Below are 16,614 nucleotides of genomic sequence, written 5' to 3' on the forward strand. Positions count from 1 at the left end.
TGAGTGAAGAAAGACAGAAAAGTGATGTGGTAAAACTAGAAAAACAACTTTCCCAAGAAGAGAAGAAATCCCAAAAATTTCTTAAAGAAATACAATCTGAAGAATTTGAACATCCTCAAGCTGCTCGATATAAATTAAAAGCTATTAATAAAAAATTGAGATTGTTGGAAATAAAAGAAGTTGAACTGATTGAAACTTACTCGAAAAAAAAGGAAAAGATTTATAAAATGATTAGTCTGATCATCAAAAAAGATGAAGAGATAAGTAGAAAGACTAAAGAAGCAGGAAAATTTATTTTAGCAACTAACTTAGTAGAGGAAAATAAATTAGAAGCTAGTGAAATTCTGATAACTTATAAAAACCAGCAATCTACGGAAAGAGGATTTCGATTTTTGAAAGATCCCTTATTTTTTACTGATAGTTTCTTCGTTGAAAAACCAGAAAGAATAGAAACAATGTTATTTTTAATGTCTTTGTGTTTGTTGATTTATAACTTGGAGCAAAGAGAATTAAGAAATTGTTTAAAAAGAGTCAAAAAAGGAATAAATAATCAAGTAGGGAAAGTAACATTGCGTCCGACTTTGAGGTGGATATTTCAATGTTTTCAAGGTATTCATTATGTGATTTTAAACGGAGTTAAACAAATTGTCAATTTAACAGAAGAAAGGCGTTTTATATTGAGTTTATTACCTGCATCTTGTCAAAGATATTATCTATAAATTGAATTGGATAAAGCAAAAATAATAAAAGAATAAGAGTCTAATGATATCAAATGAGAAGAGGAAACTCTCCTTCGTTTGTGCTGAGTCTTGCTAAGTTTTCAATGAGTATAAATCTTCTTAATTTGATTATTTTTCCTAAAAATTTAATAAAAAGAGAAATATTCTTGCCCAGGTATGATTTTCGGACTTTTTAAAACTATGTATTTTTTTATACTACATTTTGAAGTGCGGAATCTGGGTTAAAAGTTATCATGTTGCTGAGGCGATACAGTACCGAACCATTGATCGGATGCAGTAATTTTTCAACATAGTAGAAATGGTATAATAATGTTTTCTCAAGGAGGATATCCTTATTGTTCATCGTTTTTCTGGAAAAAGAGTAATTGATATTCTTAAGCTTAAAAAAGGGAGTATCAAACAAGCAAAATTACCTGAAGGTTCTCCCAGTTGGGATGATATTAATCAGATGCTTTGGGAAGAAATTGAAGCTAATGCCAATGCTAATATAATAGGATTTAGAGCTATTCGTAAACTACTAAGTGATCGGAGATTTGATAAATGAAAACAAGTTTTTTTAATAAGTTTCTTACTTTTTTAAATCAATTGGAACAACAAAAGATTAACTATCAGATTCATCATCATCGGGATGAAGCAGTAATGATAACAGTTTCTATTGTGGGGGAACGTTGGGAAATTGAATTTTTAGAGAATGGTGACATTGAGGTTGAAAAATTTATTAGTAATGGAGAAATTGAAGGGGAAGAAGCATTAAAGGAGATTTTTGAACGAGAGAAGTTAGATGATTCTATAGTTGAGCAAATATCCCTTTTAAGTTAATAACTCTCTATCCCTCAATTTCTATAAAGTAAATTGAAAATCATTAACAATTATTCCTGGGGTTAAAATACCTCCTAAACTTCTTTGTCCATAAGTACCTGTTCTCGGAATAAACTCCCTAAAATTAGTTAAAGTAACTAAATTTTCTCCCCAAAAATTATACAAACTTTCATCAAATCTTAAGTTTTCAATGGGGGCAACAATTTGCCCATTTTCAACCCAGAAACAAGCATAACGAGTCATTCCTGTGATGCGTCCCCCTGTTTGATCGCTCCAGTTTAAATAGTGTAAATTGGATATGTATAACCCTGTATCCAAAGTAGATAGAATATCCTCTTGAGCTAAATTTCCTGGTAATAATTCAGGCGATCGCAATGCCTCATAATTATTGGCACCATTAGCAGTTAAATTATACTCTGATGCGGTACGGGAACTAATTAATGTATTAACTAAGTTTCCTTCGTTAATAATAGGTAAAATTTCAGGAGCAATTTCTCCTAATTCATTAAACCTGGGAACCGTCCCTTTACTAAAGTTTTCTTGTAGAGAAAATTGGGGTGATAATGTTTGTCCTTGTTGCAATTTTAGTAAAGAACTATCGCCTCGTCTTAAGGAAGATTCACTAATAGCACCCCAAGATAACATACTAATTAAATCAGCAACAGCAGCAGGTGCAAAATAGGTGCGATACCCTCCAGGTTGGAGTGTTTTTGATGGTTTCTCTAAAGCCACAAATTGTTCTTTATCTGTTTTTATTTGACCTAAATATTTATCATGCTCCCAATTTGCTCCCGAAAATATTCCTTTTACTGCTTTTTCTGATGGAGTAATTAAAGAGTAATCAACAATAAAATTTTCTGTGGCAAACCAATGAAATTGACCCAGAGAATTAGCGTTACCTCTAATTATAGAACCTGCGGTATAAAGTCCTGTCATATCTAAATCAGATACAGGAGAAAGAACCTCATTAACAGATTTTTCTACAGGTAATAAATTCCCTGGATAAACTTCTTTGCTAGTTCCATTATTTTCAGGTAAAACAAGATAAGTATCTTCTGGTAACTGGGGTAATTCTTGACGTAAATAGTTTAAATTTTCTACAGCGATTTGACTATCTGTTGACTCATCTCCTGTAAACGGAAATGTAGCAAAAGCGGTTCTTTGATTAGCTATTAAAGTTAGTTTAATACTGCCATCCTTAACTATACCAGTTTGTCTGACTTTTGCTCCGTTGAAACGAATAAACTGGGTTTGTTCTCCGTTTAATTCAATGGTTAAATAGTCTTCGCTTTGTAGCTGCTTAAGAAGAATATTACACAGTTGTTCAAAGCTAGATTCTAAATGTTCTAATTTTTGATTGTTCATTAGCTAAAAATGAGAAAACCTAATGGATGAAGATAGTTAACTGGTTGGATATAACAACCTGTAGCAGTAATAAGCTCCCGTTGTTAACGGTAATATCCTTTTGATTGTAGCTTATTTTCTTCTCTATTGGCATCTCATTGGAAGGTTCAGGATTATCTTGTCAACCTGAACACTTTTATAGCTTAAATTTTAGGATTGAGAATCTTCAGAAAGCTTAGGTGAAATTTTGAGTTTTGCCGTAAATTTAACCCCAAATTCCATTCCTAATTCTAACTCTGCTTCCCAGTTTAAATTGCGTGTTTTACAAGCTGAGTCAAACTCATTGTAAACAGTTTCAATCAATTCGCTCAAATTTTCGATAACTTCTTCACGGTCAACGAAAAAAGGAGCTACAATAACAGAGTCTTCATTAATGTCTACAGATTCATTGTTCGAGTTAATTAAAACGGCTTTCGGTTCTAAAGATATAATTTTAAGTTTTTTTCCCGATGGAGAAGTATCTGACATTAAATAAACCTTATTTTTGATTGATATCTTTTCTTAAGTTTAGCATGAAACAATTTGCTTTTCTATTCTGAGACGTTTTTCAGGATAATTTAGGATAAGGGTTAAATTCTTCAAGATATCTCCTCCTAAAATTCCATCAATTTGATATCGACTAAAGTGTTTAGGTAATTGACCAATAAGTATTTCTATATCTGAAAACACAATAGAGCCAATTTCTAGTCTATCAAGATTTTGAACCATATATTGAGAATTGCCTGTTATTCCACTCCCTCTTAAAGATTCTCCTCTTGTCGGTAAATTTAACAACTCTTGTGCATCAAAGCTAATAACTGTCCTTTGTGCGCCTGTATCTAAAAGCATTTGTATGGTACGCTTTTTCTCACCATTGTGCAAAGTTATAGGAGTAACCCAAAGGGAAAGGTCATCTAGGGTTTTGTTACCCAAAAATGTATGATCAACGATAATAACAGGCATTATTCGGTTAAGTCAGCAAAGTATTAACCTATTTTCAACTTTAGCCTATTTCATCGTCAATACGCCCTGTATAAAATAAATACAGATCTCCGTTAGACTCTTTAGTTTCTTGAATAAGTTTGTGTTTGTCGGTAGAACTGAGGAGAACTTCACCTTTCGAGGGAAAACCATACTCATCCCGTTGGGTAATTTCCATAACCACCCATTGTTCAGGATAAGAGTCAGAAACTTCTGCTATGCTTAATACATCTACTGTGTTACTTGGTCGCCCTATCATATCAGTTTACGATTAGTACAATTATTTTATAAAATAAAACTCTTGTTTATTTTTATTATGTCCCCCTACTGCTTGAGTACCTGCTTAGGTTAAACTCAAAATTGCCTGACTTTTTGACTGACTTTTTACTAAAACTGCCTGACATTGATTAAGATAGAGATGATCTTAGAAATCAGATCGCCAGATTCCCTAAATGTATGTCCCCAAGATCCCTCAACGTCGCACAGCAACACATGCAAAAGGTTAAAGACGCTCTCAAACGCAGTGGTTTTCGTTCTCAGCTGGCTTTTGCGACGGAAATGGGTGCTGCCCGTGATACGGTGAGGAAGTTTGTTAATGGAAAGAATATTGACCGCAATAATTTTATTGATTTTTGTGAGAAATTAGGGTTAGATTGGCAGAGAATAGTTGATAAACCCCTAGAAACAAACACAGATCCAAATTTTGTGGGACGAGAAAATGCGATCGCTACTTTAGATCACCTCATCAACAAAAAGAAGGGGAAAATTATCAATATATACGGTATGGGAGGAGTGGGAAAAACTGCCTTAGCGAAACAGTATCTTAAAGCAAAGGGTTTTGATTTGGTGTTAGAAGTCTTTATGGCAACAAGAACAGAAGATATAACCCCTGTGACTTTTATCGTAGAAGAATGGCTAAAAAATGATTTCACAGTAGAACCCAGTCAAGATTTTGGTATTTCGTTAAAGAGACTGAAAGAACAATTAAAAACTCGTAAGGTAGGTCTTTTAATTGATAACCTAGAAATGGCTTTAGAAGGAGGAAAATTTATTGAAGATCATCATCAATATGTAGATTTATTCAAGGTTTTAGCTGATGCTGATGTTCAATCATTAACGTTGATCACCAGTCGAGAAAGATTAACCGAGTCTGGGGTAGAGGTTGAATATTATCCCTTAGAAGGACTTGATAAAGACGCATGGAATGAATATTTTATTTATCATCAATTAATTATAGATTCCTCAACAGTAACAGCGATGTGTAATGCTTATGGGGGAAATGCTAAAGCAATGACTCTTATTTGTAGTCAAGTTAACTTGGATTATAGTAAAGGTATAAAACAATATTGGCAAGATCATAAAATAGATTTATTAGCAAATCCCACACTAAAACATCTAGTTAATTCTCAGTTTGATAGACTTGAAAAACATGATACTGATGCTTATAACTTATTACTACGTTTAGGATGTTATCGGTATCAAGATATTTCTAGTGTTCCCTTCGATGGAGTTAAATGTTTATTATTTGATGTGGTGGAGACTAACGAACAGTTACGAGTGATTGAGCGATTAAAAAATAGGGCTTTAGTAGAGCATAAAAATGGTGAATATTGGTTACATTCTGTCATTAAACAAGAAGCTTTAACAAGACTTAAGCGATCACCAGATGATTATAAAAAAGCACAGGAAGCCGCCGCAGAATATTGGAAAAATAGCGTTGAAACTGTTGCGACAATAGACGATGCCTTAAAAGCTTTAGAAGCCTATTATCATTATCTTTTAATTAATGATTTTGAAAATGCAGGAAGTGTATTGATTCAAGAAAGAGATAATATATGGCTTAATAGAGAATTGTATCCAATCATTCAGAAATCTAGTCTACTAGGTTGCTTAACTCGCTTAGGTCTTTTTTCTTTGGTTATTTCTCTTATCCAGAAGATGACAGATATAAATCAATTTGATGAAGGATACTTGTTGGCTAAACTAAATAATAGTTTAGGTGAATGTTTATGGAAAATAGGCTCTCCTAGAAAAGCAATAGAATGTTTTAATAAATGTTATGATTTATCATCAAAATATAATTTGACTTTTTTGGCAGTTGACTCCTTGTATAATAAGGCTCGTTGTTACCTCTATCTTCTAGAGTTTGAAAAATCGTTGAATTTTTTTGAGACTGTTATTAATCAATCTAAAGATATAGATATAATCAAAAATCGTTATGTGTGTGGATTAGTTTTTAAATACTATTTAATGTTTTGCATATATAAAAAACTAGATGATAACAATGCTATCGAACAATTAGACAAGCTTTTAGATTCTATTCAGTTAGGAATCAAAAGCAATGGATATATATATTTATATCTAGCAAGAATACATCAAAATTTCAACGAAATAGAGAAGGCTATAAATAAGTACAATAAAGCTCTGCAATATTCAGAAAAAATTAATTTTAAGCAGTTACAGGCTAAAGCATTAACAGGAATAGGTGAAGTTCATCGCATTCAAAAAGAATACAAAACAGCTATCAATCATCATAATCAATCTATTGAAATATTAGAAGAGATTGGTGCTAAATGTGATCTTGCTGAAGCCTATTATCAACTTGCTTTAACCTATCAAGAAATGAAAGAAATGGCTAAAAGTCAAGAATATTGTGATAAAGCTATTGAATTATTTGAGGAAATAGATGCACCGAAACAAGTTGAACGAGTACAAACCAAGATGAGGACATAGGACATTACTTTGACACTCTCCTGATTCCGCTACGCTAAAATCAGGAGATTCTTCTCTCAAAGGCTCGAATCAGCGCCAATCAAAGATTGACCCCGACAGAACGCCTCCAGAAGCTATTTCATTCACGGGCTGCCCGACCGCGTCTTGGTGCAGTCGCTCATGGGGGAAACCCCCAAGACCGCGCTGCACCGCTACTAGACCTCGATTTCTTATTACTTGACTAGCAGCTACATCACGATTTGTTTGATATCCACAATTAGGACAATTATGAATCCTATTCTTAAGATTCTTTTTGCCTGTTTGGGTATTACAATTAGGACAAATTTGACTGGTATAATCTTTATCTACCTTAAGAAAATAGACATCTCTTTTCCAACAAATATACGACAAGATGTTGAAAAATTGACCAAAACCAGCATCTAATGTATGCTTACCAAACAAGCCTTTAGCCCAAGCTTTGAAGTTAATATCCTCAACAAACATCATGCCAGCTTGGTCACATAAATGATGGGCTAATTTAAAGTGCCAGTCTTTTCTAGTATCGTGGATTTTTTGATAAACTCTAGCTATTTGAGTTTGCAGTTTTTGCCAATTATTAGACCCCTTTTTCTTGTTCTTTAACCTTCTTTGCAGTGATTTCAACTTGCCATGAAGTTGATTAAAAAACCGAGGCCTTTTGACTAATTCCCCTTCGCTAGTGGCTAAATAAGAATCAAGTCCAATATCTACCCCTAACGGATATCCCTGTATGGGTGTTTCGGGAATATTGACAGATAACTGATAAATTAACTGTACAAAATATCCTGATGCTCGTTTAACTACCCTGATTTGTTTCAACACAAACCCATTACTGATAGGTCGAGACATCCTCATTTTTACTTTCCCAATTTTGGGAAGTTTTACCCATCCATCACCCACCCATTTTTGCTTAACTGATGGGTAGAGAAAACTTCTCATTTTTTTCTTAAAACGTGGAAAACCAAAACCTCTTTCCCACATATTTACAAACGCAGCTTCTAAAGTTCTTAGGGTTTGCTGCAAAACTTGTGAATGGGGTTCTTTTAATTGAGGATAGATTTTCTTGGCATCAGTTAAAGATTTACACTGAGAATTATAGGTAGGTCGTTGTTTATTCGGACTGATTATATATTCTGAGTGAATGGAACAAAAATTGATAGGAGACTTACGACTATTTACCCAATCTTTTCTTTCTCGAAGTGCATAGTTATAGACTTTTTTGCATGTTTCAAGATACATCTCAATCATCTGGACTTGAGACTTTTTAGGTTTGAGCTTGAAATCGTAGGTCATCGTTATCATGCCCTCATTATAGCATACTTAATAAATGTTGCTACATTTGTTAAGTAATATTCACGGGCAATAAATTACCCGTGTTGCGCTACATCTCCCACTTAAAAGATGGGAGCTTTGCGCTGCCCGTCTTTTTCTGTAAGCCGATGCACTGCCCCACCCCACTATATAGATACAATGAATAAACGAATGTTCAATATGATAGACAAATTGTGGAGATTACCTTTTTAGGAACCAGTTCCGGAGTGCCAACAAGATCCCGTAATGTGTCCAGTGTAGCCTTAAAACTGACTCAACGGGGGGAAGTTTGGTTATTTGACTGCGGAGAAGGAACCCAACACCAATTATTACGCAGCGATGTTAAAATATCCCAAATTACTCGCATTTTTGTCACCCATATGCACGGTGATCATGTTTATGGGTTAGCAGGGTTATTGGCCAGTTGTGGGTTAGCAGGAAGCGGCCAACCCATTGAAATTTACGGACCCCCCGAATTAAAAGATTATTTACACGCTTGCGCCAAATACTCCCATTTTAAGCTACCTCATCATATTCGCTTTCACCCTATCCACCCTGGTATTCTCTACGAAGATAAGGAGTTTAGCGTTAGTTGTGGTCCCCTTAAACACCGTATTCCTGCCTACGGTTATCGTATCTCAGAAAAAGACCGTCCGGGACGCTTTAATGTGGAAAAAGCTAAAAAATTAGGGATTCCCCCAGGGCCAGTTTATGGGGAACTTAAACAAGGGAAAACCGTTACCTTAGACGATGGCCGTCGTATTCGGGGACAAGACTTATGCGGTGAAAGAGAAACAGGCCGTAAGGTGATTTACTGCACGGATACGGTATTTTGTGAAGGGGCGATCGCATTATCAGAAGATGCTGATGTGTTGATTCATGAAGCGACTTTTGCCCACCAAGATGCTCAACTGGCTTTTGAACGTCTCCATTCTACCTCAACAATGGCTGCACAAGTGGCTTTAGCAGCACAGGTTAAACAGTTAATCATGACCCATTTTAGTCCCCGTTATGCCCCAGGAAATGCCCTCCAATTGGATGATTTATTGAACGAAGCAAGGGCAATTTTTCCTAACACTATTTTAGCCCGTGATTTCATGACTTATGAGGTTCCTAGAAGATCCTCAGATTCTAAAAAGTAACTGTGATCCACTATTACCCTAAGATATAATGAAAAGGTAGAAATTTTGTCCTTGATAAAATACCCCCAAGTCGTCGTTATGAGCAATCAAACCGATCGCATTATCATATTTGATACCACCCTCAGAGACGGGGAACAGTCCCCAGGTGCAAGTTTAACGGTTGAAGAAAAACTTACCATTGCTCGCGCTTTAGCACGACTTGGGGTAGATATAATAGAGGCCGGTTTCCCCTACGCTAGTCCAGGTGATTTTCAGGCAGTACAGAAAATTGCTGAAACTGTAGGCACGGAAAACGGTCCGAGAATCTGTGGTTTGGCAAGAGCATCTACAAAAGATATCAAGGCAGCAGGAGAAGCACTAAAACCGGCATTTAAGTCCCGTATTCATACCTTTATCGCTACTTCTGACATCCATCTCAAGCATAAACTGAAAAAAACACGGTCTGAAGTGTTAGACATTGTGCCGGAAATGGTAGCTTATGCTAAAACCTTCACCGATGATATAGAATTTTCTCCAGAAGATGCAGGCCGTAGTGATCCTGAGTTTATGTATCAGGTATTGGAAACTGCGATCGCAGCAGGTGCAACTACTGTTAATATTCCCGACACCGTAGGTTATACCACCCCCAGCGAGTTCGGTGCAATCATCAAAGGTATTAAAGATAATGTCCCCAACATAGACCAAGCTATCATCTCAGTGCATGGTCATGATGATCTGGGTTTAGCTGTGGCCAACTTCCTGGAAGCGGTGAAAAATGGAGCCAGACAGCTAGAATGTACCATTAATGGTATTGGGGAACGTGCGGGCAATGCGGCTTTAGAAGAGTTGGTTATGGCTCTCCACGTGCGTCGTCAATATTTTAACCCCTTCTTGGGTCGTGCAGTAGATTCCACGGAACCTTTAACTAATATTAACACCCAAGAAATTTACAAAACCTCCCGTCTGGTATCCAACCTCACAGGAATGATTGTACAACCTAATAAAGCTATTGTGGGAGCAAATGCTTTTGCTCACGAGTCTGGTATCCATCAAGACGGGGTTCTTAAAAATAAGTTAACCTACGAAATTATGGATGCAGAGTCCATCGGTTTGACCAATAATCAGATTGTACTGGGTAAACTTTCTGGACGGAATGCTTTTCGCACCCGTTTAAGTGAGTTAGGGTTTGAGTTATCCGACAATGACTTGAATAACGCTTTCTTGCGGTTTAAAGAGGTTGCTGACAAGAAAAAAGAGATCACCGACTGGGATCTCGAAGCCATTGTTAATGATGAGATTCAACAGGCACCAGAATTGTTCCGTCTCGAATTAGTACAAGTATCCTGTGGCGATCACGCTGTCTCTACTGCTACAGTTACTCTGAGGAATCCAGAAGGGAAAGAATTAACCGATGCTGCGATCGGTACTGGTCCGGTGGATGCTGTTTATAAAGCCATCAACCGTGTAGTGAATGTTCCCAACGAGTTGATCGAGTTTTCCGTTAAGTCGGTTACTGCTGGTATCGATGCAATGGGAGAAGTTACCATCAGATTACGTCATGAGGGACGCACCTACTCCGGTTATGCAGCCAATACCGACATTATAACTGCTTCTGCCCGTGCTTATATTAGCGCGTTAAATCGTCTTTATGGAGCGATCCAAGAACAATCTAAAGTTAACTCTTCTGAAGCTGTTTTAACCCCTCAAGGTTAAAGAAAATAGAAAATAGAGAGATGAATGGAAGTGGTTGTATTATACCAATTTCCTAAACTAGGGGTTAACGGCCGTTAACCCCTACAATCTAATCTTATATAGTCTAAGTTGATGAAAATGGTATTACAGTGTTTAAGCATTAATAATGAGCAATTTTTTTTCATTTAAAAAACTCGATTATTTTAATTAAAAGATATATGAAAAAATTATATGACTATCATGGTAATAAAGAAGAATTATTTGAACAGATACTAAAACAAAAAAATAGTATCAATATTCCTGATAACATACCCGAAAGCTTAACAGAAGATTACAAAATTGCTAGAACACTTGATAATTATTTAGAAGATTATTTTGATATCAATAATCAATTTACGTCGATATCTAATGTTGATAGAAAAATTGATAAAATATTAGATAAATTTATCAAAGAAGTTCTGGATGGTGTATACCAAGAAAAAGATAAGTTTAGAAAAGCAATGAATACTAAAAAGAAAACATTTAAAAATATTTTTGAATTTTCAAAAAGTGAAAACTTATATTTATCCAATATGTACACTCGGTTTATCTCTGAAAATTTAGGTCACAAATTGGAAGAAATTGCTAATCTTAGTAATAATGTTTATATACCTGATCGGGAATTGGAAATCAATATTAAAGGAATTGATTTGATTATTTACGATCAAGGATTAATTAAATATACACAATTAAAAACTAAAAAAGATACATTAACAGGAAGTCAAAAAGATAGGAGTATCATAGAACTTCGTATCCATCCTCATTATATAATAGTGTTAGATTATAAGAGTGTAAAAATAAAATCATGAAAAAAGTAACACTAGAACAAGCTTCAGAAATATTAGGAATTGCTCCTAATATAGTACGAACTTGGGAAAAGAAAAAATTGATACAAGGTGAAAATAATAATAATATTCGTTTATTTGATTTAGATTTACTTAAATCAGTTCACAATAACCTCAATGGCAATAATTCAGGCAGAGAGTTTAAAGTATTACAATCTACAGAAAAAACTGAAATTAAAACTATAGAATTATTTGCTGGTTGTGGAGGAATGGCACTAGGTTTAGAAAATGCTGGAGTGCGTCATGAATTATTAGTAGAAGTATCCAAAGATTGTGTTAATACCTTACAAAAAAATAGACAAAATTGGACTATTTTTCAAGAAGATGTAAGTAATATAGATTTTCAGCAATATTATGGAAAAATAGATATTGTATCAGGTGGTTTTCCCTGTCAAGCATTTAGTTATGCAGGAAAATGTAAGGGTTTTGAAGATACAAGAGGAACCTTATTTTTTGAATTTGCCCGTTGTTTAGCAGAAGTTAAACCAAAAATAGCTATAGCAGAAAATGTTAGGGGACTGTTATCCCATCAAAAAGGTCAAACCCTAGAAATCATCTTAAATACCTTCAAAGAATTGGGTTATGATCCTTATTATGAAGTGATTAGCGCACAATTTTTAGACGTTCCCCAAAAACGCGATCGCTTGATTATTATTGCTTGTCGTCAAGACCTAAGTATTATCCCTATTTTCCCTATAAAAAATAACTATACCATCTCTCTAAAAGACGCATTAAAAAATTGTCCCACCTCTCCAGGAGTTGAATATAATGAGCGAAAAAAAGCTATAATGTCCTTAGTTATCCCAGGAGGAAACTGGAGAAACTTACCCCTAGAAGTGCAAAAAGATTACATGAAAAATAGCTTTTATAAAGGAGGAGGAAGAACAGGTTTTGCTAAACGTTTATCCTGGGATGAACCCTGTTTAACTATTACTTTTAGTCCCGCACAAACCCAAACAGAAAGATGTCACCCAGAGGAACTTAGACCCCTCAATATTAGAGAATATGCTAGAATTCAAACATTCCCTAATGACTAGGAGTTTACGGGATCATTAACTTCCCAATATCGACAAATTGGTAATGCTGTTCCTGTTAATATGGCCTATCATCTAGGAAAATGTCTCATCAAAATGCTAACGAAAAAAGTTGATAAAAATAACATCTTTCCTAGCATAAAAAAGCAAAAAAGTCAAATTAAACAGTTATCTATTCCTGGCTTAAATTATTAGTTCAATTTCTCAAGTATAGAAACCTGAGTCATGAATATCAAGAATTACAATAGTTGATTAATATCTAATACAAAATAAGGAGATTGATTTTCTACTTTAATAATAGTAGAACTAATACAATGAATGTTTCCTTGAGTTAAATAGATATCTGGTAAAGGAATAAAAGCAGATTTAGGGACTCTGATAATAGAAGGATGTGAATCAATTGGTAAACCCAAAATGTCGTTATCTCTATTTTTAAGAATTAAGAGAAAACGAACTTCATTATTAGGTTGATTGTTACCAATATCAGTTACTCCAAAAATACGCTGAGCGACATCGATCACAATCAATTCTCGACCTTGATAATTCGTTAAACTAACACCTTTTTGTTGGGGATCACCATAAACTTTATCTAAGGTAGTTACTTTGTCAACAAAATCTATAGGAATAGAAAACTGTTCTTTTCCTAATAAAAACGTAATTAATTGTTGTTTTTTTTCTTGCTTTTTGGAAGCAAGACGACGAGCAAGACGAGAGGAAGAAATAGTCATGGTTTAATGAAGTTAGGAGTTAGGAGTTAGGAGTTATCGTCCGGTGCTATTGCACAGAAGTATAATTTAGAATTTAGAATGGGTAATAAATAAAACTAATTAATTAATTCTCCAATGGTAGCTAATAACTTATTTTCTTTAAACGGCTTAGAAAAATAGGCAGAGGCGCCTAAATTCATTGCTAATTGACGATGTTTATTCCCACTACGGGAAGTTAACATAATGACTGGTAAATGTTGACAAACTAGATCAGATTTAAGATGAGATAAAAAACCATAACCATCAAGACGAGGCATTTCAATATCACTAATAACCAATTGAACCGTAGATCCTAAACCACCTTGTAGCTTCTCTAAAGCATCTTGACCATCTTTAGCTTGTTCCACCCGATAACCTGCTTTTTCTAAGGTTAATGCTAAGAAACGACGGACATTAATAGAATCATCTACTACCATGATGGTTGAAGTATGATGATCCGCAAATGTTTCTAGAAAATCTGTGGTAGTTGGGGCAAGTTTTGGGGTAAAAGAAGATTGAGAAGGATCATCATTTAACCAATGTAATAACGCCGTTATGTCAACCAAAGGAACCACACGACCATCCCCTAAAATAGTACAACCAGCGAAGCCTTTAGGCATTCCCACAGACCCTTCTACCTGACGAATGGTAACCTCTTGTTCTCCCCAATAACGATCGATCTGAATACCCACATAATTCTCTCCTTGTGCCACCATTAAGACAGTAGGTTGATCGATCACTGGGATAACTTCTGTGTGAGCAACATAGGCGGGACGAGGGAAATTGAACCATTGTTTTAAAGAGATTATGGGGACAAGATAACCGTCCCAGTTCAATACATCTTGACCGATACCATTCATTAACATTTCTGGATTAAGACAGACCATTTCTTCAATCACCGTATTGGGAAAAGCTAACAACATTCCCGCAGTTTCCACCAATAAGACTCGAACCACAGATAGAGTAAAGGGAACCGTTATAGTAAACATAGTTCCTTTCCCCGGTTGGGTGTTAACTTGAATATCCCCTTGGATCGATTCTAAATTAGTATGGACAACATCCATGCCCACACCTCGGCCGGATAAGTCCGTAACTTGGGATGCGGTACTGAACCCAGGTTCAAAAATAAGGTCTAATAACTCTTTTTTGCTGGACTCTTGAAGATCAGCTTCACTTACACCCATTTCTAAGGCTTTGCTGCGAATTTTATCTACATTAATGCCCCCTCCATCATCTTCAACCGTAATCACCGTTTTATTGCCTCGATAAGCTGCGGTAATGATAATTGTTCCCCTTTCTGGTTTGCCTTTTTCTTGACGAATATCAGGGGATTCGATACCGTGATCGAAGGCATTACGCAATAGATGTAATAAGGGTTCATTGAGGGCTTCTAGTACAGCGCGATCGACTAAAGTGGTCCCTCCTCTAATCTTGAGATCTACCTTTTTCCCATATTGTATTTCCATTTCTCGTAACCCTCTAGGGAACCGGTCCAATAAATCAGAAATGGGACACATTCTTAGCTAACCGCCGAGAAGCCCCGCACTATAAACGAGGGGGATTTATCGAACCGTAGGTGAGTACCCCCGATGTTTTAGTGTCGGGATGATAGGCGGTAAAAAGGGAGGGTTCGATGCCCTCCCTTTTTACAAATAATTTATTGGGGCTTATCTTGTCCTTCAATGTATTTTTTAAGAACTGATATAGTAACACCACCACATGAAGCAATAAAATAAGACTCATTCCATAAAACCTTTTTCCAATATATCTTGTTAAGGTGTTCTGAATATTCTTGTCTAATTTTACGACTCGAAACAGACTTAATACTATTAATAAACTTGGGTAATTCCATTTGAGGATAGTATTGGAAAAGAAGATGAACATGGTTGGATTCTCCATTAAATTCAATCAGCTTACAATCCCATTTTTTACACAAGTCAAACATAATTTCATGTACACGCTCAATCATTTCTCCTGTAAAAACATCTTTACGGTATTTGGTAGTTAATACTAAATGTGCTTTTAAGTCAGAGACCGACCTACCACTGGAAACAAAATCTTTATTCATTGACACTCCCAGGATAAATAGCTATAATCAGAGTATAATATATATTCTACTCTGATGAAGTACACCTATCAGTACCGAATCTTACCAACGACAAACCAAAAAATTACCTTGAATAGGTGGTTGAGAGTCTGTCGTTTTTGGTTTAATCGGCAATTGGGTGAACGTTTCCAGTGGTGGGAACAAAATCGATGTGCAGTTAATTCTTGTCCTCTTATTTGTCATCTCCCTGAACTAAAAGAAAAACCCAATTACTACTCACAAAAAAAACAGTTACCTATTCTTAAAAAAGATGTGGTAACTGTTCAATGGTCAAAAGAAAAATTAGATTTATCAGAAGTTCCCTCTTTGACTTTACAAGAAGTTTGTAAACGGGTAGATAAAGCTTTTTCTCGTTATATCTCAGGGGATAGTAATGGCAAAAGATCAGGTAAACCTCGCTTTAAATCTAGTAACCGATTTCGGTCAATGGTATTTGAAGGAGGAGGATTAAGTATTCATTCTTGTTCTGTTGGTAAAAAATATCTTTACTTAAAAACTCCAAAAATAGGGTTAATTAAAGTAAGAATGCACCGATATTTACCTGATGGAGCAATCCTCAAACAAGCCCAGATTATCAAAAAAGCTGACGGTTGGTATGTAAATCTAAGGCTTGATGACCCTACTATTCCTAAGTTTAACAAAGATAAAATTGTAGCTAACTGGGATAATTCAACGGGCTTAGATGCTGTTCTTTATGAAGATGATTATCTGGCTACTTCTGACGGAAAAAACTCTCTTCTCTTAAATCTCTCGTAAATCTGAGCAGATAGCCCAATTCACAGCGAAGGCTACAGAAAAGGGAGTAGTCCGAGAAACTACTAAAAGAAGTCAAACTCGAAAATCTGGCAAAAAGACTGCTAACTTCGCATAACGCCAAACAGAAAAAGTTCTCTGAAACTACTAAGGAAGCCAAAAACCCGCAAAAATGGAATTTCCAGGCAGGCAACGGTAAACGGTGGGGTTGAATTTACTAAAAGAAAAGGGGGGGAAAACCCACCCCCCCTCGAATTTTGCCCAAAGAAAAATTTTTAATCCAAAAGGGCCA

The 16,614-nt window shown here is 35.5% G+C and carries 15 protein-coding genes and 1 pseudogene; 8 read left to right on the forward strand and 8 right to left on the reverse strand.

What is annotated here, in order from left to right:
- Both CWATDRAFT_RS21395 and CWATDRAFT_RS21400 read left to right on the forward strand, forming a co-directional pair.
- On the forward strand, window positions 1-719 hold a 719-nt coding region (locus CWATDRAFT_RS21395; RefSeq protein ID WP_007306989.1), incomplete at its 5' end, for an IS1634 family transposase.
- Between the two features lie 561 nt (window positions 720-1,280).
- On the forward strand, window positions 1,281-1,559 hold the full coding sequence (locus CWATDRAFT_RS21400) for a hypothetical protein (RefSeq protein WP_007306990.1): 279 nt from the start codon (window positions 1,281-1,283) through the stop codon (window positions 1,557-1,559).
- Window positions 1,560-1,580: 21 nt separating this feature from the next.
- Here the strand turns inward: CWATDRAFT_RS21400 and CWATDRAFT_RS21405 are convergent, their stop codons facing one another.
- The 4 genes from CWATDRAFT_RS21405 to CWATDRAFT_RS21420 all read right to left on the reverse strand — a co-directional run bounded on the left by CWATDRAFT_RS21405 (window position 1,581) and on the right by CWATDRAFT_RS21420 (window position 4,182).
- Complete coding sequence (locus CWATDRAFT_RS21405) at window positions 1,581-2,924, reverse strand: TldD/PmbA family protein (protein ID WP_007307002.1); 1,344 nt, start codon at window positions 2,922-2,924, stop codon at window positions 1,581-1,583.
- Window positions 2,925-3,113: 189 nt separating this feature from the next.
- Window positions 3,114-3,431, reverse strand: coding sequence for a hypothetical protein (locus CWATDRAFT_RS21410; RefSeq protein WP_007307001.1), 318 nt, complete (start codon window positions 3,429-3,431; stop codon window positions 3,114-3,116).
- A 39-nt stretch (window positions 3,432-3,470) separates the two neighbouring features.
- Window positions 3,471-3,905 (reverse strand): retropepsin-like aspartic protease, encoded by a 435-nt coding sequence (locus CWATDRAFT_RS21415; protein WP_007307000.1) that lies wholly within the window; start codon window positions 3,903-3,905, stop codon window positions 3,471-3,473.
- A gap of 40 nt (window positions 3,906-3,945) precedes the next feature.
- The gene (locus tag CWATDRAFT_RS21420; protein WP_021831980.1) at window positions 3,946-4,182 is read right to left on the reverse strand and encodes a hypothetical protein; all 237 of its coding nucleotides are present in this window, start codon (window positions 4,180-4,182) and stop codon (window positions 3,946-3,948) included.
- Window positions 4,183-4,415: 233 nt separating this feature from the next.
- Between CWATDRAFT_RS21420 and CWATDRAFT_RS21425 the strand changes: the two genes are divergently transcribed.
- A complete protein-coding gene (locus CWATDRAFT_RS21425; RefSeq protein ID WP_157134142.1) occupies window positions 4,416-6,656 on the forward strand; it encodes a tetratricopeptide repeat protein in 2,241 nt (746 codons plus the stop codon).
- Window positions 6,657-6,725: 69 nt separating this feature from the next.
- Here CWATDRAFT_RS21425 and CWATDRAFT_RS21430 read toward each other — a convergent pair whose 3' ends face one another.
- Window positions 6,726-7,967, reverse strand: coding sequence for an RNA-guided endonuclease InsQ/TnpB family protein (locus CWATDRAFT_RS21430; RefSeq protein ID WP_007306999.1), 1,242 nt, complete (start codon window positions 7,965-7,967; stop codon window positions 6,726-6,728).
- A gap of 212 nt (window positions 7,968-8,179) precedes the next feature.
- Between CWATDRAFT_RS21430 and CWATDRAFT_RS21435 the strand changes: the two genes are divergently transcribed.
- From CWATDRAFT_RS21435 to dcm, 4 genes and pseudogenes are all read left to right on the forward strand, one after another.
- On the forward strand, window positions 8,180-9,127 hold the full coding sequence (locus CWATDRAFT_RS21435; RefSeq protein ID WP_007306992.1) for a ribonuclease Z: 948 nt from the start codon (window positions 8,180-8,182) through the stop codon (window positions 9,125-9,127).
- Between the two features lie 78 nt (window positions 9,128-9,205).
- Window positions 9,206-10,819 (forward strand): 2-isopropylmalate synthase, encoded by a 1,614-nt coding sequence (locus tag CWATDRAFT_RS21440; RefSeq protein WP_007306993.1) that lies wholly within the window; start codon window positions 9,206-9,208, stop codon window positions 10,817-10,819.
- 197 nt (window positions 10,820-11,016) lie between these two features.
- Window positions 11,017-11,646, forward strand: a complete 630-nt coding sequence (locus CWATDRAFT_RS21445; protein WP_007306994.1) for a hypothetical protein — start codon at window positions 11,017-11,019, stop codon at window positions 11,644-11,646.
- Window positions 11,643-12,911: pseudogene (dcm, locus tag CWATDRAFT_RS21450) on the forward strand (DNA (cytosine-5-)-methyltransferase). Before CWATDRAFT_RS21445 ends, dcm begins: the two are co-directional and overlap by 4 nt.
- Before the next feature lie 44 nt (window positions 12,912-12,955).
- Here dcm and CWATDRAFT_RS21455 read toward each other — a convergent pair.
- From CWATDRAFT_RS21455 to tnpA, 3 genes are all read right to left on the reverse strand, one after another.
- Window positions 12,956-13,444 (reverse strand): chemotaxis protein CheW, encoded by a 489-nt coding sequence (locus tag CWATDRAFT_RS21455; RefSeq protein WP_007306998.1) that lies wholly within the window; start codon window positions 13,442-13,444, stop codon window positions 12,956-12,958.
- A 95-nt stretch (window positions 13,445-13,539) separates the two neighbouring features.
- Window positions 13,540-14,979, reverse strand: a complete 1,440-nt coding sequence (locus tag CWATDRAFT_RS21460) for a hybrid sensor histidine kinase/response regulator (protein WP_007306997.1) — start codon at window positions 14,977-14,979, stop codon at window positions 13,540-13,542.
- Window positions 14,980-15,119: 140 nt separating this feature from the next.
- Complete coding sequence (gene tnpA, locus CWATDRAFT_RS21465; protein ID WP_007303669.1) at window positions 15,120-15,530, reverse strand: IS200/IS605 family transposase; 411 nt, start codon at window positions 15,528-15,530, stop codon at window positions 15,120-15,122.
- Between the two features lie 54 nt (window positions 15,531-15,584).
- Here tnpA and CWATDRAFT_RS21470 point away from each other — a divergent pair, with 54 nt between their 5' ends.
- Entirely contained in the window at window positions 15,585-16,325 is a 741-nt protein-coding gene (locus CWATDRAFT_RS21470) for an RNA-guided endonuclease InsQ/TnpB family protein (protein WP_007306996.1), read from the forward strand.
- Window positions 16,326-16,614 lie beyond the last annotated feature (289 nt).

The organism is Crocosphaera watsonii WH 8501 (genome assembly GCF_000167195.1).
GTDB classification, from domain to species: Bacteria; Cyanobacteriota; Cyanobacteriia; order Cyanobacteriales; family Microcystaceae; genus Crocosphaera; species Crocosphaera watsonii.

Coding starts and splice junctions, on each gene's coding strand:
- CWATDRAFT_RS21400 (WP_007306990.1), top strand. CDS start 1,281: ATGAAAACAAGTTTTTTTAATAAGTTTCTTACTTTTTTAAATCAATTG.
- CWATDRAFT_RS21405 (WP_007307002.1), bottom strand. CDS start 2,924: ATGAACAATCAAAAATTAGAACATTTAGAATCTAGCTTTGAACAACTG.
- CWATDRAFT_RS21410 (WP_007307001.1), bottom strand. CDS start 3,431: ATGTCAGATACTTCTCCATCGGGAAAAAAACTTAAAATTATATCTTTA.
- CWATDRAFT_RS21415 (WP_007307000.1), bottom strand. CDS start 3,905: ATGCCTGTTATTATCGTTGATCATACATTTTTGGGTAACAAAACCCTA.
- CWATDRAFT_RS21420 (WP_021831980.1), bottom strand. CDS start 4,182: ATGATAGGGCGACCAAGTAACACAGTAGATGTATTAAGCATAGCAGAA.
- CWATDRAFT_RS21425 (WP_157134142.1), top strand. CDS start 4,416: ATGCAAAAGGTTAAAGACGCTCTCAAACGCAGTGGTTTTCGTTCTCAG.
- CWATDRAFT_RS21430 (WP_007306999.1), bottom strand. CDS start 7,967: ATGACCTACGATTTCAAGCTCAAACCTAAAAAGTCTCAAGTCCAGATG.
- CWATDRAFT_RS21440 (WP_007306993.1), top strand. CDS start 9,206: ATGAGCAATCAAACCGATCGCATTATCATATTTGATACCACCCTCAGA.
- CWATDRAFT_RS21445 (WP_007306994.1), top strand. CDS start 11,017: ATGAAAAAATTATATGACTATCATGGTAATAAAGAAGAATTATTTGAA.
- CWATDRAFT_RS21455 (WP_007306998.1), bottom strand. CDS start 13,444: ATGACTATTTCTTCCTCTCGTCTTGCTCGTCGTCTTGCTTCCAAAAAG.
- CWATDRAFT_RS21460 (WP_007306997.1), bottom strand. CDS start 14,979: ATGTGTCCCATTTCTGATTTATTGGACCGGTTCCCTAGAGGGTTACGA.
- tnpA (WP_007303669.1), bottom strand. CDS start 15,530: ATGAATAAAGATTTTGTTTCCAGTGGTAGGTCGGTCTCTGACTTAAAA.
- CWATDRAFT_RS21470 (WP_007306996.1), top strand. CDS start 15,585: ATGAAGTACACCTATCAGTACCGAATCTTACCAACGACAAACCAAAAA.